Here is a 24486-nt window from a genome sequence, read left to right as displayed (position 1 = left end):
TCCGCACCGCCCCGGAACGACTGGTGTCACCCGACCATCTTCCGCAGCTCCGCCTTCGCCACCTTCTCCAGCGTCGAGCGCGGCATGTCGTCGACGAGCCTGATCTCGCGCGGCAGCTTGAAGTCGGCGAGCCCCTTGCGGCAGGCGGCCATCACGCGGTCGTGCAGATCGGGCGCGGCACCCGCGACGCCGCCATGCGGGATGATGAAGACGACAGGCACCTCGTCCAGCATCGGATGCTTCTTCGCCACCACGGCGGCCTCGCGCACGCCCGGCACGACCGCGATCACCTGCTCGATCTCGGACGCCGCGACGTTCTCGCCGCCGACCTTCAGCATGTCCTTGGCGCGATCGCCGAACTTGATGAAGCCGCTCTCCAGCCGATCGACCCGGTCGCCGGTGAGGAAGAAGCCGTGCTCGTCGAAACTTTCGCGCGTGGCCTTCTCGTTGTGCAGATATTCGGCGAACAGCGACAGTCCGGGGATGCCCTTGATCGCGAGATTGCCGGTGCCGCCGATTTCCGTCGGCCGACCGTCATCGTCGGTGATGCGGATCTCGTATTCCGGCGCCGCGCGCCCGATCGACATCGGGATGTTGGGCTGGTCCACCTCGCCGATGATGCCGTGGGTGATGGTCTCGGTCATGCCCCACCAGCCGATCATCTTGATGCCGAACGCGGCGAAGGCCGGCGGCTCGTTGATCGCGGTGCCCCACAGGCGGAATTTGTGATCCCTGGGGATCTCCTGCTCGAGCAGCGCCTTCATGCAGAACGGAATGGTCGAGGTCCAGGTCGCGCCATGCTCGCGCGCGACGCCCCAGAACCGGCTCGCGGAAAAGCGCGGTTGGATCACGCACGTCGCACCGACCCACAGCGTCGCCAGCATGGAGTAGGCGAGGGCGTTGGTGTGGAATAGCGGCAAATAGGCCTGGTGCACGTCGCTCGCATGCAGGTCCTCATGCGCGGCGTTGATCTTGGCGCCCCACAGCGCGTTGGCATGGGTCCACAGCACCGCCTTCGGCCGCGAGGTCGTGCCCGAAGTGTACTGCACGCTGCAGGGCGCGAGCGGATCGGTCGCGCGTTTCGGACGGTCGGCGCTGTCGGCGAACAGCGATTCAAAACTGTCGCCGCGCGAGACGGCTTGCGCCGGCGCCGCCCCCGCATCATGCGAGGTCACCGCCATCCAGCGAATGTTGCGGCAGTTCTGCGCGACAATCTCCGCATAGGCCGGCTGCGTGATCGCGGCGACGGCGCCGCAATGGTTAGCGAAATATTCGATCTCGGCTGGCGCGGATCGGGTGTTGGTGGTGACCGCGATGGCGCCGAGCTCGACACAGGCAAACCATGCCAGCAGCGACTCGATGCAATTGTCGAGATGAATGAGCACATATTCGCCCGGCTTGACGCCGCGCCTGGCAAGGCCCGCCGCGAGCGCGCCGACCCGCTCGTGAAACTCGCCATAGCTCCAGCGCCGCGCCGGCGCGTCGAACGGCGCCCAGATCAGGAACGGATGATCACGGCGGACCTCCGCGCGCATCTTGAGCAGCCAGGGCACGTCGAGCCCGTCGAAGGGGCTCACGATTCCGGCGTTGGCTTGTTGGATAGACATGGCTCCTCCCGTGCAGCCTGCATCTTGCTGGCGGCTGCTTTTTGATTATTGCGTCTTCCTGCCATCGGATGGCGCGGGGCGCAAATCGGGGGCGTATGTCGTCCGCGCTCCCTCGGACGTCATTGCGAGCGAAGCGAAGCAATCCAGAATCCCTCCGCGGATGCAGTCTGGATTGCTTCGTCGCTGCGCTCTTCGCAATGACGGTGGTTGGGGGGGGCGAGCCCAGCCGCCCTCAATCCGCGTAAGACGAGATCTCGATCAGGCTGCCGTCCGGATCCCGGCAATAGACCGAGCGCAGCGTGCCGCGGGCGCCCTGCTTGGGAACCGGACCTTCCTCGATCGCGACGCCATGTGCCTTCAAATGCGCCACGACCTCGTCGGGCGCGGCCGAGGTGAGAAAGCAGAGGTCCTCGCTGCCGGCGGTCTGATGGTCCGCGGTGAACCATTCCACCTTGTCGGCATCGCGCGGCCGCACGTTGATCTTCTGGTTACCAAAGTGAAGCGAAGTCCGCGGCGCTTTGCCGCCGCCGGGATCGAACACCTTGACTTCCATGCCGAGAATCCTGCGGTACCAATCGGCGGTGACCGCGACGTCGGCGACGTTGATGACGAGATGATCGAGGGCCTCGACTTTGACCGGCATGCCTTATCCTTTCGTCGCGATGCGCGCCGCGCACTTTCCGCCTGCAGCAAGCTTTGTTACAACCCCACCGACGCCGGTTTCAAGACATCTGGCTTCAAGAACAACACGTTGGGAGAACCCTTGAGATGATCACTCGCCGTACCGCGCTGGGCCTGCTCGCCGCCAGTCCGCTTGCAGCCACCCCGCTGTCGAAGGCTTTTGCCGCCGATTATCCGGCGCGGCCCGTGAAATGGGTGGTCGGCTATCCGCCGGGCGGCGCGACCGACATCCTGGCGCGACTGATCGGTCAGCGGCTCTCGGAAAAGCTCGGCCAGCAATTCGTGATCGAGAACAAGCCGGGCGCCGGCAACAACATCGGCACCGAATCGGTCGTCAATGCCGAGCCCGACGGTTACACGCTGCAGCTGGTCAATCCGGCCAACTACATCAACACCACGCTCTACAAGAATCTCAAGTTCAACTTCGTGACCGACATCGCGCCGGTCGCCTCGTTCCAGCGCGTGCCGAACGTGATGACCGTCAACAAGGACGTGCCGGCCAAGAACGTCGCCGAGTTCATCGAATACGTGAAGGCCAATCCCGGCAAGGTCAACATGGCCTCGTCCGGCAACGGCACCTCGGTGCATCTGTCCGGCGAGATGTTCATGGCCATGACCGGCTGCAAGATGCAGCACGTGCCCTATCGCGGTGCCGCGCCCGCGATCACCGACATGCTGGGCGGCCAGGTTCAGGTGATCTTCGACAACATGCCCTCGATCATCCAGCACATCCGCTCCGGCTCGCTGCGCGCGATCGGCGTCACCACGACCGAGCGCTCGCCGCAGCTTCCCGACGTGCAGCCGATCGCCGACACCGTCAAGGGCTACGAGGCCAGCGCGTTGTTCGGCATGGGTGCGCCGAAGAACACGCCGAAGGAGATCATCGCCAAGCTCAACAGCGAGATCAACACGCTGATGAAGGAGCCCGACATGACCAAGCGTCTGGTCGAGCTCGGCGGCGAGCCGCGGGTGCAGACCCCGGAAGCGTTCGGCGAGGAGATCAAGGCCGAGACCGAGAAATGGAAGAAGGTCGTCGAATTCGCCGGCCTGAAGGTCGAGTAGCGATCTTGTGATGACCGGAATTGGAGCCCTGCCGCAAGGCAGGGCTTTTTTCTTGCGTGCTTTGTCTCGTTGATCTGGAATAAAACGGCGCTGCGAAACCTGATAATGATGGCGCCGTATCTCGTGCCAGCCGAAGAGGAGTTGGATCATGCGCAAGACGCAATTGGTGCTGCTGACGTTCAGTGCGGCGGTCCTGGCCGGCTTCGCCACCGCCACGCCGGCGGCCGCCCGCGACTACCCCTGGTGTGCCCAGGGCGGTGAATATGATTATCCCGGCGAATGCTCCTACAGCAGCTACGAACAATGCCAGGCCAGCGTATCCGGCCGGCTGCTGTACTGCGATCGCAATCCGCGTTTCGCCTACGGCCAGGGGCAGCAGGTGCAGCCCCAGCCGCGGCCGCCCCGTCGCGCCCGGCCCGTCGCGCCGTATTAGGGCAAGCCGATCTACCGCTTCGCGTCGGCCTGTTCCACGCCGGTACACGAGATCAGCATGGTATAGGCGCGGGCATTGGCGGCGATGTCGGTGGTCTTCAGCTCGCCCTTCGGCTCGGCGGTCTGATAGGGCACAACGGAATTGTCGAGGAAATCGCGCAGCGCGCCGGTCTTGATGGCGAAGTTGATGTTCTCGGGGATATTTCCGGTTGCGACCGCAATCCGCAGATTGTCGAGCTTTCCCGTGACCACGCCGATGATCTGCCCGGTGGTGTCGAACAGCGGGCCGCCGCTGTTGCCGGGCTGCACCGGCGCACTGATCTGCAGGAAGCGCGAATCGTTGCGCATCCCACTGAGCGAGCTCACGATACCGGTCGTCACGGTGAAGTCCGAACTCAGCAGGCCGCGATAGGGAAAGCCGATCGCGACGACGGAATCGCCGGAGCGGATCGAACGATCGCGGATCCGGGCAAACTCTTTGAAGGTCGCTGTCGATGGCGCCTGCAGGAGGGCAAGATCGTTGTTTGCATCGCTTGATACGACGCGCAACGCCATGGCGGCCTCGCCGGTAAGATTGCCTTTGAGATCGCCGCAGCCGTCGATCACATGGTGGTTCGTGACGATGTGGCCGTTGCCGCTGACCACGAAGCCGGTGCCGCTTTTGGACTTGGCAGACTTGCCGGACGCAGGCGGTGACGCCTGCTTCTCCGCGGTGGCGGCCGGCTTCGCCGCACCCTTGGTGAAGTCGCCGGCCTTGTCGAGCCCGTCGGCCTTCACCTTCGTCACGCAATTGGCCAATGCCGCGATGACCGGCCCGGTCGATGTCAGATCGAAATTCAGCACGGCGCGGCCGGCAGTTGCCACCATCAGGCTGGACTTCTGAAACGTCCGCACCACGGTGAGCGGCATGATGGCCGTCAGCATGTTGGACTGATAGGACGTCGCGTAAAGCCGGGCTTGCTCCCGCCCGTCAAAGGTCACGTCGATCGCGGCGTTCTCGCCCTTGTTGAAGTGATAGCCGGGACTTGCAAAAGCCAGCGACCAGGTGCCGGTGGCGTTCTGGCTGACGACCAGGATGACACCGTTCCCGTAAGGCGTCGTTGCGGCGCAATGGGAGAAGGCGCCAGTCTCGTCGTTGCTGAAGGCGCCGCCGATCCAGTTGCCGACATTGACGCTGCCGAATGGTCCTTTCGCATGCGCGATGCCGGCGACGCTCACCTGCAACAATGACGCGACAATCAACGACCTAAACCACATGCCAGCCCCCCGGACGATTTCGATTGCATCTTATCTGCGGGGACGGGCGCCGCGCAACCGGCAGTTGTTCGTCGAGGCGGGAATCCTCTCGCGGCGATTTCGCGCTTGCGTTTACTTTGCGTCGCTATATACTTTGCATCACAAAGTTAAGGCTCATGCGTCCGCAACAGGAGCGGAGCGAGGTTTGGCGTTACCGATGCGCGATCTCGACAAGGCACTGGCCGACATCGTGGCGATCCGCAGTCAGATCGCGGCCGGTACCGCGTTCCGCGGCTATGGCCCGGCGACGATGGCCGCGACCGCCGCGGTCGCGCTGCTCACCGCCGTGCTGCAATTCTGGCTGCTCGGCGATCCCGGCGGCGAGCCGCTCGGCTTCTTTGCCGGCTGGTTCATCGCCGCCGCGCTCTCCGTCCTGATGATCGGGATCGAGATGCGTGCGCGCTCACGCCGGCATCATTCGGGCCTCGCGGATGCCATGATCCATCAGGCGGTCGAGCAGTTTCTCCCCGCAGGCGTTGCCGGCGTGCTGCTCGCGGTGGTGATGTGGAAGTTCGCGAGCGAGACATTGTGGCTGCTGCCGGGCCTGTGGCAGATCCTGGTGTCGCTCGGCATTTTCGCCTCCGTCCGCTCGCTGCCGCGGACCGTCGCGCTGGCCGGCGCCTGGTATTTCGTGTCCGGCTTCGCGGTGGTGGTGCTCGCCAGCCAGACCCACACGCTGTCGCCATGGACCATGGGGCTGCCCTTCGTGATCGGGCAGTCGGTGATGGCGGCCATTCTGCATTTCGCGTCCGGAGACCATGATGTCGAAGACTGACAGCGCACCCTTCTCCTACGAAGGGCTCGACCGCGTCATCCACGAGAAGGCGAGGCTCGGGCTTCTGACCTCGCTGATGGCGCACCCGAAGGGTCTGGCGTTCGCCGACCTGAAGCAGCTCTGCGGCCTCACCGACGGCAATCTCAGCCGCCATCTCGCCGTGCTCCAGGAGGCCGGCCTCGTCGACGTGACCAAGGGTTATGAGGGCAATCGCCCGCACACCACTTGCCGTCTCACCAAGACCGGCCGCCGCCGTTTTCTCGATTATCTTACCGTGCTCGAACGCCTGGTGCGCGACGCCGCCAAGGCCGCCGGACGCGAAGCGCCGCCGCTCGGCCGCCTCGGAATCGTCTCGACCTGATCCTCCCCCTTTTTGACCGGAGACTTTGCAATGCAAAGTGATGCGTCCCGTAACGAAAAGCTGCATGTCGGCATCATCATGGACGGCAACGGGCGATGGGCGACGCGGCGCGGCCTGTCGCGCGTGCGCGGCCACGAGGCCGGCGTCGAAACCATCCGCCGCATCGTCGAAGCCGCGCCAAAACAGGGCATCGGCACGCTGACGCTCTACGCCTTCTCCACCGACAATTGGCGGAGGCCGAAGACCGAGGTCGCCGCGCTGATGACCTTGCTGCGCTTCTATCTCGCCAACGAGGTCCAGAGCCTGGTCAAGAACGGCGTGCGCCTCACCGTGATCGGCCGCCGCGATCGCCTGCCTGAAGGTATCGCCACGGCGATCTCGCGCGCCGAGGAAGCGACCGCCGGCGGCGCCACGCTGCACCTGCGCATCGCGGTCGACTATTCCGCGCGCGATGCCATTCTCAATGCCGCGGCGAAGGCGGCGGCGTTGACCAGCCTGACCCGCGAAGCCTTCTCGCAGCTCGTCACCGGCGAAGCCGGCTTGCGCGACGTCGATCTCATCATCCGCACCTCGGGCGAGAAGCGGCTGTCGGACTTCCTGCTCTGGGAGGGCGCCTACGCCGAGCTGCACTTCACCGAGCGGATGTGGCCCGAGTTCGACGCGGGCGATCTCGCCACGGCGCTGAGCTCCTTCCACGGCCGCGAACGCCGCTTCGGCGGTCTCCAGGCGATCATGCCCGAGGAGGTGCCGTCGCTGTCGCGTGTGTGACGCGCGGCACACGGAAGCGCGCTGTTCGTTTTCATCCGCATGATTGGCAACACTGTCCAAGCGGATGGAGCGTTGCCTCGGCTAGGTCTGCAAGTCCCAGCAACCTGCCGAAAGCGTCACGCATGTCACAGCTGTTTCCGGGAGCCGTCGTCGAGCCGGTCGAACTGGCCGAGGCGAAAGGCATGGTCTGCATCAGGACCGCCAGCGCCTCCGACGTGGAAAATCTGTCGGTCTATTTCACCGGCCTTTCCTCGACATCACGCAACAAGCGCTTCAGCGGCGCGCGATCGGATCCCGGCGTGATTGCGGCCGAATGCATCGCCAGGAGCATCGACCTTCACAACTTCACCTTGCTCGCCGAGCTCAGGGAGGATGGGCAGGGCAGGATCATCGGCGAGGCGCTCTACGCCTACGACGCAAGGGCCCGGCATGGCGAATTTGCCATCTCGGTCGCCGATGCCTTTCAGCGCAAGGGCCTTGGTCTTCAGATGATGACGGCGATGGAAACGCGTGCGCTCGATCTCGGACACCAGATGATCGCGGCCGAGACCACGCGTACCAATGCCGAAATGCGCGGCCTCGCGAAGAAGGCAGGCTTCAACGACACCGGGCTCGGAGACTGGCAATCGATCCACCTCGCCAAGCGCCTGTCGAAATAGCAGGGCGCAACAGCCGTCGTCGCGTGAGGACCAAAAACGGACAAGCCGGCGGACGGATCAGTTGCCGGCCGATCTCGCCAGGATGTTGCGCTCGGCGAGCGCCTTGGCAAGCTGCTCGGTGTAGATGATCCGTCCCCAGCGATGCAGATGCGCCGGATAGTGCGCGTACATGATATCCAGCATGACGCTCGGGGTATCCAGAAATTGCGATTGATCGAGGCCCAGGCGAGCCGCAATCGTCTTGCCCGCCTCGGTGTGGAAGACCTGCGGGCCGCCCTGAGCATTGACAGAATTGACCGGCGTTATCACGAGGTAGACCTTCGACCGGTCGAACTTCGAAAGCGTTACGGACAAGGAGTCGAGTGCCTTTTCGAATTCCGCGTTTATCACGAAAGGTTTTGATTGGGGGAGTGGCCTGAGAAGAACGTGTCCGGCCAGCGAGGCCTTGAAAGCCTCCAGCGAAGGCATATCCAGCATACGGTTGGGCTCGACGGCGCCGCCGTGCTCGCGCCAGATGGTCGAGATGAACTGGTCCTTACCACCGTAATAGATCGCATATGCGCCGGGCAGCGGATTGTACACGGCTCGCTCCATCAGCAGGCGAATGTACTCGAGGCTGCTGGCCGGAAACGTCAGGACGGAAGGGGCCTCCAAATGGTCAGTCCTGATGAACATCGGCCACTCGTTCCATCTGGGATCGCGCTCGAACTGGATTGGATTGATCGCCAGAACGAGCTTTTCGGGCTGGCGTCCACCGGCGATCATCTTGTCGAGCATGGCGGCATAGCCATCCGGGCCAACATACCCGATGGTGCAGAACGATTCGATTTTCGAGCCCGGAAACGCTTGCAACAGGGTCGGGATGTGAATCCCGAACAGGCACGAGCTGTCGCCGAGAAAAGCGAGATTGGGTGCCGGCAGCCGCTCCGAACGCCGGATTTGTTCGAGGACGATGTAGGTCTCGACCCCGCGTGACCACTGGTGTTTGCTCTGCTGGTAGATGAAATGCGCGCCACCGAGGATGGACGCAGTCAGCAACGCGACCGGAACGAATTTGCGCGCCACGGTCCATACCGCATTGCCTAGCGGCCATCTTTCTATCGCTTCGATCGCTCGTTTCAGCATGGCCTAGAACTGAAAGTAGATGAAGGTCGCGTTGACGTGCCCGGACGCCGCGATTGTCAGAGCCGCCATAGCCGCAAACACCGGATATCTCATCCACGCAGGTCGGTGGATCAGGAAATAATCGCCGCGCAACTGCAATTGCCACTCCAGGAGCATTAGCGGGCCGGCCAGCGACAGAATTGCAAGTGCGACCGCGCTGTGTACCGGTGCCCACTCCCAGTTTGTGAGTGCTTTCAGCATGCCGACCAGTAACGTCCAGTTGGCGGCGCGAAAGAGGAACCAGCCGACAAAGACGACCAGCATCGTGACGGCCCAGCCGACGCCGCGAGCGAGCGCTGAAGGCGGCTCGTCTCCGCCGGGCACCTTGCGCCACAGCGCGAGAACGGCGCCATGAAGCAGCCCCCAGAACACGAAGGTCCAGGACGCGCCGTGCCAGAGGCCCCCCAGGGTCATGGTCAGCATCAAATTCCGGTTCGTGACGGCATCGCCGCGACGGTTGCCACCGAGCGAGATATACAGATAATCCCGGAGCCACGTGCTGAGACTGATGTGCCAGCGCCGCCAGAACTCGCTGATCGAGACCGCCCAATAAGGGTAACGGAAGTTCCATGTCAGCTCGAAGCCGAAGAGCAGCGCGACGCCTTTTGCGATCAGGCTGTATCCATTGAAATCGGCGTAGATCTGAATGCCAAAGGCGATCGTGCCGAGCACGACCGACCAGCCAAAGGGCTGATCCGGAATGAAGAGCGTGTCGACGATCATCGCCAGACTATCGGCCACCACGATCTTCATGGCATAGCCGTAGATCAGGAGCCAAAGAGCGCGCTCGGCGTGATCGGCAGTGAATTGCCGCGGCTTGGAAAATTGATCCAGCAGATTGCCGGCTCTCTCGATCGGCCCCGCCACGAGTTGCGGGAAGAACGCCTTGAAGGCGAGGAACTTGATGACGTCTCTTTCTGCGGCGTGTTTGCCGCGATAGACGTCCACCACATAGGCAATGCCCTGGAAAGTGATGAAGGAAATCCCCAGCGGCAGAATGATGTGCAATGTCTGCAAATTCGGGTTGAGACCCGCGCGTTGGGCAATCGCCGCAAACGAACCGACAAAGAAACTGAAATACTTGAAGATCACGAGGACGACGATCGCCGCCGCGACCGCCAAGGAAACGAGGATCTTTCGGGTGTGTTCGCGAGGGCTCGCGGCGATCAGGATCGCCGCACCATAATTGACGATCGAAATTCCGATCAGCAATGGCAGAAAACGCCAGTCCCACCAGCCGTAAAATACGTAGCTCGCCGCCAGTATGATGAAATTCTGGAGCCGAAGCCTGAAGTCGCGTGGTAGAGCAGGAAGGTCGCTGCGACGAGCGCGAGGAACGCCACGGAGACGAAGGACATTGCAAGGACGAAGCGTTATTGGGGCCGCGACGCCGCTCGTCGTTCCGTTCAGTCAATTAACGATGCGAGCGGAGGCAACCGGGATTGCGCAAATAACCGAGGCCCAGTGAGGCGGCGACCGATGCCGCTCCGCTGGCGGCGACATCCAATAGCAACGTGGGGGCGAAATCAACCGCTATTCATCTGAACGCTGGTTGTCGGGGACGACGCCCTGGCCGTCACTCAGACGTCTGCGCCTGGCTCGCCGGCATGACGGATTCACCTTCGCGGTGCTGGACCAGGAGAGCGAATTCTGGTGTCGTGGCCTGCCCTCAACCGCCAGTGTCCGCATGCCCACCTTCAAGTCCATTCGTGCCCGTGCCGAGAAGCGCAAGGGCGGCCCCAAGGCCCTGGAAAAGCTGATGCCGGCCAAGCCCGACCTGAAGGGGCTGGCGAAGCTCGGGGACGATCGCATCCTCGCCGAGATGACGAAGCGCGTGTTCTGCGCCGGCTTTGCCTGGAGCGTGATCGATTCGAAATGGGATGGCTTCGAAGAAGCTTTCCTGCATTTCCAGCCGGCCAAGCTCAGCTTCCAGCCCGAGGATTATTGGGAGGGCCTGTTGCGCGACGTGCGGATCGTGCGCAACGGCGCCAAGATCATGTCGGTGCGCGACAATGCCGCTTTCGTGCAGGAGATCGCGAAAGAGCACGGCAGCTTCGGCAAGTTTCTGGCGAAATGGCCCTCGTCCAACGAGATCGGCCTGCTCGATCTCCTGAGCAAGCGCGGCAGCCGGCTCGGCGGCAACACCGGACAGATGCTGCTGCGTTTCCTCGGCTGGGACGGTTTCGTGACGTCCAGGGACGTGGTGGTGTGCCTGCGCGACGCCGGTCTCGATATCGCCGAGGAGGTCAAGTCGAAGGGTGATCTCGCCAAGGTGCAAGCGCAGTTCAACGCCTGGGCCGAGGAGACCGGTCTGCCCTACACCTACCTGTCACGCATCTGCGCTCTGTCGGTCGGCGAGAATCGCAGCGAACAACACTGACAACAACCAGGAGAAGAGCAATGGCAAAGGCCTATTGGGTTGCGACCTATCGCGCGATCAAGAACCCCGAAGCGATGGCGGCCTATGCCAACCTGTCGCGCCAGGCCATCGAAGCGGCGGGTGGCCGCGTGATCGCGCGCGGCATGCCGGCGGCCGTCTTCGAGCTCGGCCAGATGGAGCGCGTCGTGCTCATCGAATTCGACAGCGTCGCGAGCGCCAAGGCGGCGTATGAGAGCCCGGCTTACAAGGCGGCGCACGACCTGCTCGGCGACGGGGCGGACCGCGATATCCGGATCATCGAAGCCGTCGGCTAGCACCCGGCTATTAGATCATGTGCATCCTGTGGCGATCTCGTGCCGCGAGCGCGGCGGATGGAACGCGCGATCACGAAATACATTTCATCGGAACATTCGCGCGCAGCACCTGTTCGGAGTTGAGCCAGGCGGACAAAGGCGCAGGGAACGCGCGCTTCCGCCTCGGCCAATGAAACCGAAGACAGAACGGAGCAGCTCATGAAGCTCACATCCGACCAGGTGAAGCAGACCGTCAATCAACTCGGCGCTCAGGTGTTGCCCGACGAACATCCCGCCATGCCACAACTCAACAGCATGTTCGGCGAGCACACTTTCTTCGTCGACGAGATGGGCCTCAAGGTGCTCGAGCCCACGGCCTCGTTGGCGGCCGATCGCGAGAGCGGCGAAGTCGTCAGCCTTGCCGATTGGGGGGATCCCGAGCTGACGCGTCTGATGGCGCACGAGCCGGAGCCGACCGGCGTCATCGTGGTGTTCGAGCACGTGCGGCATTGAGCGGCCCGAGCGAATTGACTTTCATCGGTGGCGGGCTGAAGAACCCGCCACCGTCGGTCGCGCACGATCCGGAAGGAGCGCGCCTCGTTCAAATGCCCAGCGTCAGCTGGGGCTCCGCATCGTCGGCGGCCTGAAGGGCCGACAGCGAGACCCCGAGCAGCCTGACGCGCTTGGGCAGCGGCATCTCGGCCTCGAGCAGGCCGCAGGCCAGCCGCTCCAGATCGTCGCTTGTCGCGACCGCTGCCGCGGCAGACCTGCTCCGCGTGATGATCTCGAAGTCGGCGAACTTGATTTTCAGGGTGACGGTGCGGCCGCGATTGCCGGTTGTCTCGCAATGGCGCCAGACCTTGTCGACCAGCGGCCTGAGCTCGGCGGCCAGCGTGCAATATTCGGCAAGGTCGGTCGAGAACGTGGTCTCCGCGCCGATCGACTTGCGGATCCGGTCGGCCCGGACCGGCCGCTCATCGACGCCCCGCGAGATCCAATAGTAATAGGCGCCCGACTTGCCGAAATTCGCATTCATGAAGTCCAGCGTCTGATTGCGGATGTCGAGCCCGGTGAACAGGCCGAGCGCGTTCATCTTCGCCGCCGTCGCCGGCCCGATGCCGTGGAACCTGGAGACGGGCAGCGCTTCGACGAAGGCCGCGCCCATTCCGGGAGCAATCACATACTGACCGTTCGGCTTGCGATGATCGGAGGCAAGCTTTGCCAGAAATTTGTTGTAGGAGACGCCCGCCGAGGCGTTGAGGCCGGTCTCGGCCTTGATCTTCTCGCGGATGCGCAGCGCGATGTCCCGCGCCAGCGGGATGCCTTGCAGGTTCTCCGTGACGTCGAGATAGGCTTCGTCCAGCGACAACGGCTCGATGACCGGCGTGTGCTCGGCAAAGATGTCGCGGATCTGCCGGGAGATCGCCTTGTAGACCTCGAAGCGCGCCTTGACGAAGATCAGGCCGGGGCATTGCCGCTTCGCCGTCACCGACGGCATGGCGGAGCGAACACCGAACTTGCGCGCCTCGTAGCTCGCGGCCGCGACGACGCCGCGTTCCGCCGACCCCCCGACCGCGACCGGCTTTCCGCGCAGCTCCGGATTGTCGCGCTGTTCCACCGACGCATAGAAGGCATCCATGTCGATATGGATGATCTTGCGCACCAGCGAGGCCTCGCCGGTCATCGTGTCGGATTCGCTCATGGAAAGATGATACAATCGCGCGGTGAGATGCGCGAGGTGAGGGATGTTTCAGCTGTTGCTCTTCGTGGTGGGCGTGGTCGGTCTCGGCTGGCTGATCGGCGCGACCAATCTTCCCGGCGCGTGGTATGCCGGCCTCGCCAAGCCAGATTTCGTGCCGCCCAACTGGGCGTTTCCGGTGGCCTGGACCATCCTCTACGTCATGATCGCAATCGCGGGCTGGCGGACCTTTCGTCGCGAGCCCAGGGGCAAGGCGATGCTGGTCTGGTTTCCGCAACTCGCGCTCAATTTCGCCTGGTCGCCGGTGATGTTCACGATGCACCAGATCGGCGCGGCGCTCGTCATTCTCGCCTGCCTGTTCGTCGCGATCGTGACCTATATCAGTCTCGAGGTGTCCCGCGATAAACTGGCCGCGGCCTTGTTCGTACCCTACGCAGCCTGGGTCGCATTCGCCGGCGTGCTCAATGCAGCGATCTGGCGGATGAATTGAGGCGTTCCGTCTCGGTCCGTTCAAACAGCGGTCTCAGCCACGGCTTCGTCGTTCGGAGCGGTGAGCAGCGTCAACAGCAGATCCAGCTGCGCCGCCGCGGGAACCATGTCGCCGAGCAGGAAGCGGCCGTTCAGTGCGTGGTAAGTGAACTGCGCCAATGTCCGCGCGCGCGCAGCGTCGAGCCCGAGCTGCGTATACAGGCCGGCCAGGTATGCGGTGCGTCGTGCGTCGACGCGCTTGAGCGTGCGCGCGACCTCCTTGTCGCTGAGTGCCCAGCTGCGCAACGCCAAGCCCAACCGTTCGGCGCCGGCAGCCGGCAACGACAGCATGCGGCGTAGCTTGTCGAGCGCACTGCCACCGTCGGCCTCCATACGCTCGATCGCCAGCTGCGTATATTGCGCCTCCCACTGCTGCAGGAGCGCGCCCCGATAGTCTTTGAGATCGCGAAAGTGCCAGTAGAAGCTTCCCTTGGTGACGCCCAACTCGCGTGCCACGGCCACGATGCTCAAGCCGTCGGCGCCGCGCGCAGCGAGCTGGCTAAGCCCTGCTTCGAGCCAACTCTGCCTGCTGTGGCGATCATCCATCCTCACACCATACCGTAGGGTATTGACTCAAGCAAGAGCTGGCGGCATCATCCATACCCATCGGTATGGAGAGTCGATCACCGCGCCAGGCCGATGCCAGGCCTGCCACAAGGAGTCTCCGGTATGACCCTCGAAGCCAACAAGTCCGTGGTGCGCAACTATCTCGATGAGGTGGTCCACCGCGGCAAGCTAGCCTCGTTCGACCGTTACTTCGCCGCCGGCGTAACGTTCAACGGCACCACTCAACTCAAGCAGACGCTTGAGCGCATGGCCGCGATCCACGATGCGTTCCCCGACCATACGCTGGTGATCGAAGATCAGGTGGCCGAGGGCGACATGGTCGCGACGCGGTTGACCTTCCGCGGTACGCACCAGGGGACGTTCGCCGGCGTCGCGCCCAGCGGCCGCACGGTAAGCTACACGGGCCTCGCAATCGATCGCCTGGCCGACGGCAAGGTGGTCGAGATGTGGCACGGCGCCAACGTGGTCACGATGTTGGTGCAACTGCGCACATTGCTGTCCTCGCCGCTGCCATGACAGTGCGGTCGGCGCGTTGGTCGTGTTGGCGTCCGAAACCAGTGGAGCATCCCGTGAATAGCTTGAACGATTGAGATCGAAGCAAGGAGCCAGCAGCGTCACGACCAAGTCGGCCAGGAGAGACATCTTGATCTACTCGCACGATTGCCACGTCCTCCCCAACATCCGGGATCTATTCGCATGACCAAAGCGCGCGCCGTGCCTATGCCTAGCAACAGCGTGCTTGCGCAACATTACGCGGACGCGGACCTTTTGGACGCCTTTGCAATTCGACTGCCGGCGGGAGCTAGCGATGATGTGGAGGTGCTGGCACGCGCCGCATTCGAGCGACAAGCGTGGTGGATTCGTGCGCTCACTTGTGTCCGCGATGTGGTGATGGCGACAGTTGGCGTCAAATCGTCGCGCGCCGTCGGACTTGCCGCAGCGGCGCGTGGGCCGGTTATCGGCTTTTTCCCGGTGCGGTCAAAGAGCGCGACGGAGTTGGTCCTGGGCGAGGATGACTGCCATCTCGACTTCCGCCTCGCCATCCAACTTCGAGCCGATGCAGCAAATGGGCGCGAGCTGGTCGTGGGTACCGTGGTGCATTGCCATAACCGACTGGGGCGTATCTATCTTAAGACGATAGCACCGTTTCATCGCGTGATTGTGCCGGCGAGTTTAGAACAGGCGGCAAGAGCGATGAAGATTCAAGCGTGATTTGGTGGTCGCGACTGCTGTCGTCGGCCATTAGCAGCCCGTGGCGCATCCCCGCGGATTTGACGGGCCTTGCAAATTACTTGGGGGAGTGATGCCTTTGATGGGGAACATCGTGCAGATGGGCGAAGGTCGAATCCTGACACGCACGACACGACCGCTGCCCGGCGAGCAGTCATGAACGTTGTCGAATGCGATGTGCCCCGCCGCAGCGTATTGGGCAACGACTTGATCGAACGCGCCGATTTTGGTGACGCTTACCGCGCACCTCTGAGCCGCCCGGACCTGACTGTCATTGAAATCTTCTTTGCAATTTTTGCGGAGCGGCCCGGCTGGATGAATCTGATGCTGATCGCGCGCAACAGGGCCGCAGCTTTAGCCGGTCTGGAGGTGCCGACCACGTCGGAAATAATGAAGGTGGAAAGGAGAGGCCACTACTCCGTCGGCGAAAAGATCGGTCCGTGGCCCATCTTTTTTCTGGGCTCGGACGAGCTCGTTGCCGGCCGGGACAACAAGCATATGGATTTTAGGCTCTCGGTCATGAAGGTGCACGACGGCATTGGGCCAAGCGCCGTGGTATCTACTCTTTGCATGACTCACAATAAATTCGGGCAATACTACTTGTCGTGCATTGTTCCGTTTCACAGGCTTGGCTTGCAGAAGCTGATGGCTGACGCGGTTATTGCGCAGCGTCTGTAGTTGGCCCGATGCTCTCGCGGTTCGCGCTGAGCAAGATGGATCCGGTGTCAGTGCTTCCGAATCGGGGTGCTCGCCCGATTTGGTCGTCTCCAGGCGGCCCGATAGCACCTATGCGGCCGGAAGGCGTAACCCATGTATTCGGAACGACATGGGCGAACTGGCGCACCCGACACGATTCGAACGTGTGACCTTTGCCTTCGGAGGGCAACGCTCTATCCAGCTGAGCTACGGGTGCAGTTGCAGGTTCATTTAGCCGATTGGCGAGGGGGGAGCAACCGCTTCTCGCCGCAATGGGCTTCAGGCCGTCCTGCGCCGGAAACGGGCAGGAACCTGTGCGGCCTGCCGGCCGAGGGCGGCGAATTCGGCCAGCACGCGTTCGGCGCAGATGACCTGGTTGCGGCCGAGCCGCTTGGCAACGTAGAGCGCCTCGTCGGCCGCGCCCAGCAGCCGGTCGGGGCTGCCGTCCACCGTGCCGGGAATGTGACTGGCGACGCCGACGCTGAGGGTGACGTGGTCGCCGGCGCCCGCGGCGCCATGGGCTATCCGCAAAGCCATGACGGCATTGCGAATCTCCTCGGCGACAACGCAGGCGCTGTCACAATCGAGGTCAGGCAGGATCAGCGCAAACTCCTCGCCGCCGTAGCGGCTGGCGAGATCGAGCGGGCGCACGGCGTGCCGGCTGACGACGGAGGCGACCGCGCGCAGGCATTCGTCGCCGATCTGATGGCCGTGGTGGTCGTTGAATAGCTTGAAATGGTCGACGTCGACGAACAGCAGCGCCAGCGGCTTCTGGGTGCGGTGGGCGCGGGCCCATTCGCTCATCAGCATCTGGTCGAACGAGCGGCGGTTCGACAGGCCGGTCAGCCCGTCCTTGGTGGCGAGCTCCTTGAGCGCCATCTCGGCACGCTTCTGATCGGTGAGGTCGCGCAGCGTCTCCACCACGGCGATCAGATGGCCGGCCTCGTCGTGGATCGGGCCGGCGTCGATGGCGAGATAGAGCTGGTTGCCGAGCTTGGGCATCGTGCACCAGTTCTCGGCACTGAAGCCGAGCCCGTTATGGCCGCGCGCGGCATATTCCGAATAGAATTCCGGAAGCCGCTCCGGCCGGTCGAGCGCGACCAGGTCGGCAAGGCAGGGGCGCCTGGTCTCGTAGAAGGCCTGCCAGTGCTTGCTGGTGCCGATCACCTCGGAGGCGGCAAGGCCGGTCAGCCGCTCGCAGGCCCTATTCCAGATCACGACGCGACGCTTAGGGTCGATCACGAAGGTCGGCACCACCAGATGCTGCATCAGCCGCACGGCATAGGAATCCGCGACGTCGACGGTCCCAGTCGACGCCTTTGCCGGCTTTCTGCTTGAAGCCTTGCTCGAGATTTCCCCCGACGGCTTTGCTGGCTTTGCCATCAGGCCACCGCCGCCACCGGCACGATTGCGGGCGAGCCGTCGCCCGTGCCGAACAGTTTTCGCACCTCGGCGGCCGGCTTCGGCGGGCTGAACAGATAGCCCTGCATCTGCGTGCAGCCGAGCGCGCGCAGCATCTCGCGCTGCGCCTCGGTCTCGACGCCCTCGGCGACCGTGGTCATGCTGCTGGCGGCCGCGATGTTCACCACCGCCTGCACGATTACGGGCGCGCCACTGGTCTCCGCGATGTCGGCGACGAAGCAGCGATCGATCTTGATCTTGTCGAACGGGAAGCGCTTGAGATAGCTGAGCGAGGAATAGCCGGTGCCGAAATCGTCGAGCGCGATGCGCACGCCGATCGAGCGGAGCTGGTGCAGGATCGAGAGCGCCGCTTCGTCGTCGCGGATCAGCACGGCCTCGGTGATTTCGAGCTCGAGCCGTCGCGGGTCCAACCCGGAAGCGGCGAGCGCGCCCGCGATCCGCAGCGCCAGCGTGTCGCATTTGAGCTGCACCGGCGACACGTTGACCGCGACGCGGATATGCGTCGGCCAGGTCGCGGCTTCGTTGCAGGCCGTGCGCAGCACCCAGTCGCCGAGCTCGGTGATCAGGCCGGTATCCTCGGCAACCGGAATGAACTCTGCCGGCGAGACCATGCCGCGTTCGGGGTGGCGCCAGCGCAGCAGCGCCTCGCAACCCGTGACCTCGTTGGTGTGCAGGTCGACCAGCGGCTGATAGTGAATCTCGAAGCCGCCGTTCACCACCGCCTGCCGCAAATCCTGTTCCATGCTCAGGCGCGCCCGCGCGCTCGCATCCATCTCCGGCTCGAAGAAGCGGTGGGTGCGGCGTCCTTCGGCCTTGGCACCGTACATCGCGAGATCGGCGTTCTTGACGAGCTGGTCGAGGTCGATGCCGTCCTGCGGCGCAAGCGCGATGCCGATGCTCGCATCGGTGGAAAGCTGATGGCCGAGACAATGATAAGGCTGCCGGATCGCTTGGTAGATCCGGGTCACGAAGGACAGGACCTCGGCAGAGGATTGGATTCCGGTCTGGATCACCGCGAATTCGTCGCCGCCCAGGCGTGCGATCAGGTCGCCCTGCTTGAGGCAGCCGCGGAGACGGCTTGCGATCATCTTCAGCAGCTCGTCGCCGACGTGATGGCCGAGCGAATCGTTGATGCCCTTGAATTCGTCGACGTCGATGTAGAGCAGCGCGAACTGGTCCCCGCCGGCGACCTTCGCCAGCTCGCGCTCGATCTGCTCGCGGAACAGCGTGCGGTTCGGCAGGTCGGTCAGCGCATCGTAATGCGCCATATGCGCGATCTTCTCGTCGGCCCGGCGCCGCTCGGTGACGTCGTCGATGACGTGAATGAGGTAGCGCGGCTCGCCGGCATCGTCGCGAATGCCGATCCGCGTCGAGGTGATGTAGCGCATCCCCATGCCCGGCATGTGCCAGGCGTGCTCGTCCTTGAACAATCCCTTGGCCGATTGCAGTGCGTTGCTGTCGTCCTCGGTGATGTGGGCGGCGTGTGCCTCGGGGAAGATGTCGAAGGCGGTCTTACCCATGACTTCCTGACGCGACTGGCCGAACAGCTGCTCGGCGACGCCGTTGAGCAGGAGGTATTGCCGCGTGCGAGCGTCCTTCACGGTGATCTGCGACGGGATATGGTCGATGATCTCGCGCAGGAAGGTGTGATTGCGGTCGCGCTCCCGCTCGAGATTGCGGCGCTCGGTAATGTCTTCGATCGTCGCGACCCAGCCGCCCTGAGCGAGCGGGGTGTTGATGACCTGGAAGGCACGGCCGTTGGCCAGCTGATGCGTTCGGGTCGAGACTTTGCCTTCGGCAACGACCCTCATGACGTCGGTGCAGAACGCCTCGACGTCGCCGTCGAACGCGCCGCACTCCTTGCGATGGTTCATCGCCTGGCGGATGTGGCAGCCGGGCTTGATGACGTCATGGGAGAGGCCGAACATGTCGGCGTAGCGGCGATTGCAGGTGACGATGTATCCGGCGGCGTCGTACAGGATCAACCCTTGCGACATGTTGTTCAGGGCGGTGTCGAGCCGCAGCCGCTCCGCCTCCAGCCGTTCCTGCGCCTCGCGGTTCTGCCGGCTGATCTGGCGGATGATCAGATAGAGGATCAGAGCGATCACGGCCGCCGAAAGCGCGGCGGTCGTCACCATGAAGCCGGTCTGCTGGCGCCAGTCGGCCAAGGCCGCCGCCGTGGTGTTGGTGGCGACGATGACCAGCGGGAAGTGCGTCAGGGACGCCGCCGAGCCGAGGCGCTCCCCGCCGTCGACCGGGCTCTTGACGCGAAGCGTGCGCAGGCCGCCCTCGCTGAGCACCTTCTGCATCAGCGGCGCGTCCTTGTAGCTCCGCCCGATCAGGTCTTCGCGGTGCGGATAGCGCGCCAGCATCTTGCCTTCGCGATCGAACAGCGAAATGGCGGTGCCCTCCGCCAGCGCGACCGATGCGAAATAGTTCTGATAGCTGTCCGGATCGATCCGGCGGACCATCGCGCCGAGGAAGGTGCCGTTTGCGCCGTTCAGGCGGCGCGCGACGATCGTGGTCCATTTGTTGATGATGAAGCTGCGGACGGATTCCAGCAGGACCGCTTCGGAGCGCGGATTTGTCTTGAAGGTCTGGAAATAGTCCCTGGACGAAACGTTGATCTTGGGCAGCGGCTGGCCGCGCGACCAGTTGATCAAGTCACCATCGGCATCGTAGATCGCGATATCGCCGAGATAGGACACGGAGCTGATCTTGCTGCGCAGCATCTGGTGCGCAGCCGGCCCGGACATGCGCTCGCGGAACATCGTCGGCGAGGTGATCTCCACCAGGTTCATCTGCCCGATCAGATCGGCGGCGACGACGTCGGAATCCTCGAATTGCTGATCGAAGTGCCGCGCGATCAGCTGCACGGTGTTCTCGAGCTCGCGCTCGCGATTAGCCAGCGTGCGTTCGCGAAACTCGCCGACGGCCATGGCCGTCACGCCGAAGATGCCGGCGACCAGAAACACGCCACACAGGGTCAGCCACAGGACGGGACCACGTCGCGTCAAAGCCTCCCAGCCGTTGCTTGCGGCTCGAGACATTCCGGCTGCCACCGTGGAAAAAACCTGGCGCATTCCCCCTCCCTGGAGGAACACGAATACACCGCACAAATGGCCTAACCCTTAGGAAAGCCAGTTACTTAAGCATTAATCGAGTTGCGCAATCGGGTCCGGATAGAGTGGAACGGGAATCGCGCCGCGGTTGTGCGGCGCACGCTCGCAACGCCGCGGCGCATCATGAATCCGGCGTTAATGCGAGCCGCCGCCGCCCTTGTCGCCGGCGGGGTTCCGCAGCCGTCCCACCACGCCGGTCGGAAAGAAGTACACGCTGGCGATGAACAGCAGCCCGAGCCACAGCAGCCAGCGGTCGGGATGCAGCAGTCCCGGCAGCAACGGCAGTCCGGCCTCGGAGGCCGCCTTCGACGCGACGCCCATCAACGACTGCAGATAGTTCTGCGCGAGGATGAAGATGGTGGCGCCGATGATCGCGCCATAGATCGTGCCCATGCCGCCGATCACGACCATCAGCAGGATGTCCAGCATGATCGAGAAGCTGAGCGAGGTGTCCGGACCGGCATAGCGCAGCCACAGCGCGTTGAGGATGCCGGCGCCGGCCGCAACCAGGGCGGCGAGGCAGTTGGCATAGGTGAGATGGAACACCGTGCGGAAGCCGAGCGCCTCGGCGCGAAAGCGGTTCTCGCGGATTGCCTGCAGCACGCGCCCGAACGGCGAGTTCACGACGCGCAGCAGCGCAAGGATCATCACGGCCGAGATCGCGAACACCAGGTAGAAGGTCAGGATGCGGCCGTTGACCTCGAAGCCGAACAGGTTTTTCGAGATCAGCACCGTGCCGGGGCGGAGCAACTCCGGCAGCTGGAAGCTGCGGCCGTCCTCACCGCCGGTCAGCCAGGACAGTTGCGAGGCCAGGACCTGGAAGGCGGAGGCGACCGCGAGCGTGATCATGGCGAAGAAGATCGCCGCCACCCGCAGCGAGAACAGGCCGATGGCGAGCGCCAGCAGAGCTGCGAGCGGCAGTCCGACCACGATGCCGGTTGCGACCGCGGCCCAGTTCGGACCCATCCCGTACAGCGCGATCGCGATCGCGTAGCTGCCGATGCCATAGAACATGGTGTGCGCGAACGACACCGAGCCGGTGTAGCCGAGCAGAAGATCGTAGGACGCGACCAGCGCGGCGAAGACGCAGATCTTGGCCGCCACGTTGAGCGCCTTGGCGCCCGGGAACAGGAAGGGCGTCGTCGCCAGCGCGAGGATGATGACAACGAGAACGAGCGTGAGGACGCGGCTGCGCGGCGGGTCGCCGGAAAGGATCATCATCGGCTGGTCACCGCATAGAGGCCGCGCGGCCGCCACATCAGAATGGCGACCATCAGCAGGATGTTGGAGACGAGGGCGAGTTTCGGCACCAGGAAGCCGCCGTAATTGGCGACCATGGCTACCAGGATCGCGCCGATGAAGCAGCCGCCGATCGAGCCGAGGCCGCCGATGATGACGACGATGAAGATCAAGACGGTGAGGTCGTCGCTCATCGAGGCATGCACCTGCTCGCGATAGAGCGCCCACATCACGCCGCCGAGGCCGGCCAGCGCCGATCCCGTCATGAACACGCCGAGGAACAGGCGGCGGATGCGATAGCCCAGCGCCTCGACCATCTCGCGGTTCTCGACGCCGGCGCGGATCAGGAGCCCGAGCTTGGTGCGGTTGAGCACGAGCTGGATCGCGATGAACACGGCCAGCCCGATCAGCATCGCCAGCACACGGTATTTCGCGATCGCGACGTCGCCGAGGATGAAGGAGCCGCGGAGCGAGGTCGGCAGCGGCATGGGGATGATCTGCGGTCCCCACAGCGCGTACATCGTCTGCTCGGCGACGATCAGGCCGCCGGTCGTCATCAGGATCTGCTTCAGATGCTGGCCGTAGACCGGCAGGATCAAGACGCGCTCGACGACGAGGCCAAGGGCGCCCGACACCGCCATCGAGAGCAGCGCGGCGGGCGCCAGCACGGCGAGGTTCATCCACAGCGAGTCGGCCTGAATCGAGGCCGCGAACGGCGCCAGCACCAGGGTCGCGACATAGGCGCCGACGGCGATGAAGGCGCCATGGCCGAAATTGAGTACGTCCATCAGGCCGAACACCAGCGTCAGGCCGGAGGCCATGATGAAGATCATCATGCCCATGGCAAGGCTCGCCGCGGTCAGCGTCAGCCAGGAGGAGGTCGATCCGATCAGCGGGATCGTCAGCAGCGCGAGCGCGATGGGCAGCAGGATCGGCGCGATGTCGCGCTTCGGCTTCGGCAGCGGATCGGTTGCGGCAAGGTCAGTCACTGATGCGCCTCCAGGCTCAAGCCGAGCAGCCGCTCCTGCAGCGGCACGTCGGCGGCGAGCGCCGCCATCTCGCCGCGATGGACGACCGTGCCGTTGTCCATGACCAGCACGTTGTCACCGAGCTCGCGGGCGGCGAAGAAATTCTGTTCCACCAGGAGGATCGTCGCGCCCTTGCGCTTGATCTCCTTCAGGCACTCGATCAGCGCCATCACGATGGCGGGCGCGAGGCCCTTGGTCGGCTCGTCGATCAGCAAGAGCTTGCGTGGCTCGATGATGGCGCGCGCGATCGACAGCATCTGCTTTTGTCCACCCGAAAGGCTTCCCGCGCGCGACAGCCAGAACCGGCGCAGCGCCGGGAAGAAGCCAAAGATCCATTCCAGCTGCTTGTCGTCCATCGCAGCGTCGCGCGCCGCCAGTACGAGGTTCTCCTTCACCGTGAGATCTGAGAACACCGCCATGCTCTCCGGCACGTAGCCGACCCCGAGGCGGGCGATGTCGGGCGTGGCGCGGCCCTCGATGCGCTGACCTGCGAGGCTGATCTCGCCTGACGAGGCATGCCACAAGCCCATGATGGTGCGCAGCGTCGTGGTCTTGCCGGCGCCGTTGCGGCCGAGCAGCATCGTGACCTGCCCCTGCGGGACGGCGAGATCGATGCCCTGGAGGATGTGGTAGCGGCCGATATGGGTGTGCACGCCGGAGAGCTTGAGCAAATCGGTCATGCGACGCTCGCTGCGGTAGGCTCTGTAGAATTCTTGGGGGCGATGCCGAGATAGGCTTCCTGCACGATCGGCGAGGCGATCACCTCGGCCGGCGGACCATCGGCGACGAGCTGGCCGTTATGCAGCACGATGATGCGGTCGGCGAGCGAGCGCACCACGTCCATCTTGTGCTCGACCAGGAGGATGATCTTGCTCGTGTCCTGCTTGAGCTGCGCGATCAGATTAAGCACGACGGGCACTTCGTCGATGCTCATGCCGGCGGTCGGCTCGTCGAACATGAAGACCTTCGGTTCCAGCGCGATCATCAGCGCGACCTCGAGCTTGCGCTGGTCGCCATGCGACAGCGCTGTGGCGGCGACGCCGCGGCGGCTGCCGAGTGCGACCTGATCGAGGATCGCGTCGGCGCGCGCGATCAGGTCGCGGCGCACCATCCAGGGCCGCAGCATGTCGTAATGGGTGCCGTTCGCCGCCTGCACCGCAAGGCGCACGTTCTCTTCCACGGTGAGGTTCGGAAACAGGTTGGTCAGCTGGAACGCGCGTCCGAGCCCAGCACGGGTCCGCATCGGCGCGGATTGCTGGGTGATGTCTGTGCCGTCGAACAGGATGCTGCCGCCGGAGGCGCGCAGCTGGCCGGAGATCAGGTTGAAATAGGTGGTCTTGCCGGCGCCGTTCGGCCCGACGATCGCCGTGAGCTCGCCCGGACGGAACGTGCAGGAGACGTTGTTGACCGCGACATGGCCGCCGAAGCGGATGGTGAGGTCACGGGTTTCGAGGGTGAGGGGCATGAAAGGTCTGGC

26 protein-coding genes and 1 tRNA gene are annotated in these 24486 nt (G+C 64.0%); 13 read left to right on the top strand and 14 right to left on the bottom strand.

Annotation, left to right across the window (positions count from 1 at the left end; translation table 11 throughout):
• Positions 1-26: 26 nt before the first annotated feature.
• Positions 27-1607, bottom strand: coding sequence for an AMP-binding protein (locus QRQ56_RS13040; RefSeq protein WP_438740492.1), 1581 nt, complete (start codon positions 1605-1607; stop codon positions 27-29).
• Positions 1608-1839: 232 nt separating this feature from the next.
• Complete coding sequence (locus QRQ56_RS13035; protein WP_438740491.1) at positions 1840-2250, bottom strand: VOC family protein; 411 nt, start codon at positions 2248-2250, stop codon at positions 1840-1842.
• A 125-nt stretch (positions 2251-2375) separates the two neighbouring features.
• On the opposite strand from QRQ56_RS13035, the gene QRQ56_RS13030 reads away from it, so the two are divergent.
• Complete coding sequence (locus QRQ56_RS13030; protein ID WP_438740489.1) at positions 2376-3350, top strand: Bug family tripartite tricarboxylate transporter substrate binding protein; 975 nt, start codon at positions 2376-2378, stop codon at positions 3348-3350.
• Between the two features lie 148 nt (positions 3351-3498).
• Positions 3499-3783, top strand: coding sequence for a DUF3551 domain-containing protein (locus tag QRQ56_RS13025; protein WP_438740487.1), 285 nt, complete (start codon positions 3499-3501; stop codon positions 3781-3783).
• Between the two features lie 11 nt (positions 3784-3794).
• Here QRQ56_RS13025 and QRQ56_RS13020 read toward each other — a convergent pair whose 3' ends face one another.
• A complete protein-coding gene (locus QRQ56_RS13020) occupies positions 3795-5039 on the bottom strand; it encodes a S1C family serine protease (RefSeq protein WP_438740485.1) in 1245 nt (414 codons plus the stop codon).
• Positions 5040-5235: 196 nt separating this feature from the next.
• Between QRQ56_RS13020 and QRQ56_RS13015 the strand changes: the two genes are divergently transcribed.
• From QRQ56_RS13015 to QRQ56_RS13000, 4 genes are all read left to right on the top strand, one after another.
• On the top strand, positions 5236-5853 hold the full coding sequence (locus QRQ56_RS13015) for a hypothetical protein (RefSeq protein ID WP_438740483.1): 618 nt from the start codon (positions 5236-5238) through the stop codon (positions 5851-5853).
• Entirely contained in the window at positions 5840-6214 is a 375-nt protein-coding gene (locus tag QRQ56_RS13010) for a transcriptional regulator (protein ID WP_438740481.1), read from the top strand. The genes QRQ56_RS13015 and QRQ56_RS13010 overlap by 14 nt, the downstream gene beginning before the upstream one ends.
• 30 nt (positions 6215-6244) lie before the next feature.
• On the top strand, positions 6245-6982 hold the full coding sequence (locus QRQ56_RS13005; protein WP_438740479.1) for a di-trans,poly-cis-decaprenylcistransferase: 738 nt from the start codon (positions 6245-6247) through the stop codon (positions 6980-6982).
• 122 nt (positions 6983-7104) lie between these two features.
• A complete protein-coding gene (locus tag QRQ56_RS13000) occupies positions 7105-7641 on the top strand; it encodes a GNAT family N-acetyltransferase (RefSeq protein WP_438740477.1) in 537 nt (178 codons plus the stop codon).
• Positions 7642-7698: 57 nt separating this feature from the next.
• On the opposite strand, the gene QRQ56_RS12995 is transcribed toward QRQ56_RS13000, so the two are convergent.
• Complete coding sequence (locus tag QRQ56_RS12995; protein ID WP_438740475.1) at positions 7699-8766, bottom strand: hypothetical protein; 1068 nt, start codon at positions 8764-8766, stop codon at positions 7699-7701.
• Positions 8767-8769: 3 nt separating this feature from the next.
• On the bottom strand, positions 8770-10017 hold the full coding sequence (locus QRQ56_RS12990; RefSeq protein ID WP_438740473.1) for an MBOAT family O-acyltransferase: 1248 nt from the start codon (positions 10015-10017) through the stop codon (positions 8770-8772).
• Between the two features lie 475 nt (positions 10018-10492).
• Here QRQ56_RS12990 and QRQ56_RS12985 point away from each other — a divergent pair, with 475 nt between their 5' ends.
• The 3 genes from QRQ56_RS12985 (at position 10493) to QRQ56_RS12975 (ending at position 11991) form a co-directional block, all read left to right on the top strand.
• Complete coding sequence (locus QRQ56_RS12985) at positions 10493-11185, top strand: DNA-3-methyladenine glycosylase I (protein WP_438740471.1); 693 nt, start codon at positions 10493-10495, stop codon at positions 11183-11185.
• Positions 11186-11205: 20 nt separating this feature from the next.
• On the top strand, positions 11206-11499 hold the full coding sequence (locus tag QRQ56_RS12980; RefSeq protein WP_438740470.1) for a DUF1330 domain-containing protein: 294 nt from the start codon (positions 11206-11208) through the stop codon (positions 11497-11499).
• 198 nt (positions 11500-11697) lie between these two features.
• The gene (locus QRQ56_RS12975) at positions 11698-11991 is read left to right on the top strand and encodes a hypothetical protein (protein WP_438740468.1); all 294 of its coding nucleotides are present in this window, start codon (positions 11698-11700) and stop codon (positions 11989-11991) included.
• Between the two features lie 88 nt (positions 11992-12079).
• Here the strand turns inward: QRQ56_RS12975 and dinB are convergent, their stop codons facing one another.
• Positions 12080-13180 carry a DNA polymerase IV gene (dinB, locus tag QRQ56_RS12970; RefSeq protein ID WP_438740466.1) on the bottom strand — a complete coding sequence of 367 codons (1101 nt, stop codon included), beginning with the start codon at positions 13178-13180 and terminating at the stop codon, positions 12080-12082.
• 43 nt (positions 13181-13223) lie between these two features.
• Here dinB and QRQ56_RS12965 point away from each other — a divergent pair, with 43 nt between their 5' ends.
• Positions 13224-13667 (top strand): TspO/MBR family protein, encoded by a 444-nt coding sequence (locus QRQ56_RS12965; protein ID WP_438740464.1) that lies wholly within the window; start codon positions 13224-13226, stop codon positions 13665-13667.
• Between the two features lie 20 nt (positions 13668-13687).
• On the opposite strand, the gene QRQ56_RS12960 is transcribed toward QRQ56_RS12965, so the two are convergent.
• On the bottom strand, positions 13688-14251 hold the full coding sequence (locus tag QRQ56_RS12960; protein ID WP_438740462.1) for a TetR/AcrR family transcriptional regulator: 564 nt from the start codon (positions 14249-14251) through the stop codon (positions 13688-13690).
• A gap of 123 nt (positions 14252-14374) precedes the next feature.
• On the opposite strand from QRQ56_RS12960, the gene QRQ56_RS12955 reads away from it, so the two are divergent.
• From QRQ56_RS12955 to QRQ56_RS12945, 3 genes are all read left to right on the top strand, one after another.
• The gene (locus QRQ56_RS12955; protein WP_438740460.1) at positions 14375-14788 is read left to right on the top strand and encodes an ester cyclase; all 414 of its coding nucleotides are present in this window, start codon (positions 14375-14377) and stop codon (positions 14786-14788) included.
• A 180-nt stretch (positions 14789-14968) separates the two neighbouring features.
• Positions 14969-15484 carry a DUF2867 domain-containing protein gene (locus QRQ56_RS12950; protein ID WP_438740458.1) on the top strand — a complete coding sequence of 172 codons (516 nt, stop codon included), beginning with the start codon at positions 14969-14971 and terminating at the stop codon, positions 15482-15484.
• Between the two features lie 174 nt (positions 15485-15658).
• A complete protein-coding gene (locus QRQ56_RS12945) occupies positions 15659-16180 on the top strand; it encodes a DUF2867 domain-containing protein (RefSeq protein WP_438740456.1) in 522 nt (173 codons plus the stop codon).
• Positions 16181-16338: 158 nt separating this feature from the next.
• Here the strand turns inward: QRQ56_RS12945 and QRQ56_RS12940 are convergent.
• The 7 genes from QRQ56_RS12940 to QRQ56_RS12910 form a co-directional block, all read right to left on the bottom strand.
• Positions 16339-16415: transfer RNA gene (locus QRQ56_RS12940), tRNA-Arg, on the bottom strand.
• 62 nt (positions 16416-16477) lie between these two features.
• A complete protein-coding gene (locus QRQ56_RS12935; protein WP_438740454.1) occupies positions 16478-17581 on the bottom strand; it encodes a sensor domain-containing diguanylate cyclase in 1104 nt (367 codons plus the stop codon).
• Positions 17581-20703 carry an EAL domain-containing protein gene (locus QRQ56_RS12930; protein ID WP_438740452.1) on the bottom strand — a complete coding sequence of 1041 codons (3123 nt, stop codon included), beginning with the start codon at positions 20701-20703 and terminating at the stop codon, positions 17581-17583. Before QRQ56_RS12930 ends, QRQ56_RS12935 begins: the two co-directional genes overlap by 1 nt.
• A 174-nt stretch (positions 20704-20877) precedes the next feature.
• Complete coding sequence (locus QRQ56_RS12925; RefSeq protein ID WP_438740450.1) at positions 20878-21963, bottom strand: branched-chain amino acid ABC transporter permease; 1086 nt, start codon at positions 21961-21963, stop codon at positions 20878-20880.
• Positions 21960-22970 (bottom strand): branched-chain amino acid ABC transporter permease, encoded by a 1011-nt coding sequence (locus QRQ56_RS12920; protein ID WP_438740449.1) that lies wholly within the window; start codon positions 22968-22970, stop codon positions 21960-21962. Before QRQ56_RS12920 ends, QRQ56_RS12925 begins: the two co-directional genes overlap by 4 nt.
• Positions 22967-23689, bottom strand: a complete 723-nt coding sequence (locus QRQ56_RS12915) for an ABC transporter ATP-binding protein (RefSeq protein WP_438740447.1) — start codon at positions 23687-23689, stop codon at positions 22967-22969. Before QRQ56_RS12915 ends, QRQ56_RS12920 begins: the two co-directional genes overlap by 4 nt.
• Positions 23686-24474: an ABC transporter ATP-binding protein gene (locus QRQ56_RS12910; RefSeq protein WP_438740446.1), complete on the bottom strand. Its 789-nt coding sequence runs from the start codon at positions 24472-24474 to the stop codon at positions 23686-23688. The genes QRQ56_RS12915 and QRQ56_RS12910 overlap by 4 nt, the downstream gene beginning before the upstream one ends.
• Positions 24475-24486 lie beyond the last annotated feature (12 nt).

It is taken from the genome of Bradyrhizobium sp. U531 (assembly GCF_051710265.1).
GTDB lineage: Bacteria > Pseudomonadota > Alphaproteobacteria > Rhizobiales > Xanthobacteraceae > Bradyrhizobium.
Note: the sequence above shows the minus strand (reverse complement) of the source record. Positions and strands in the feature narration are given on the sequence as shown.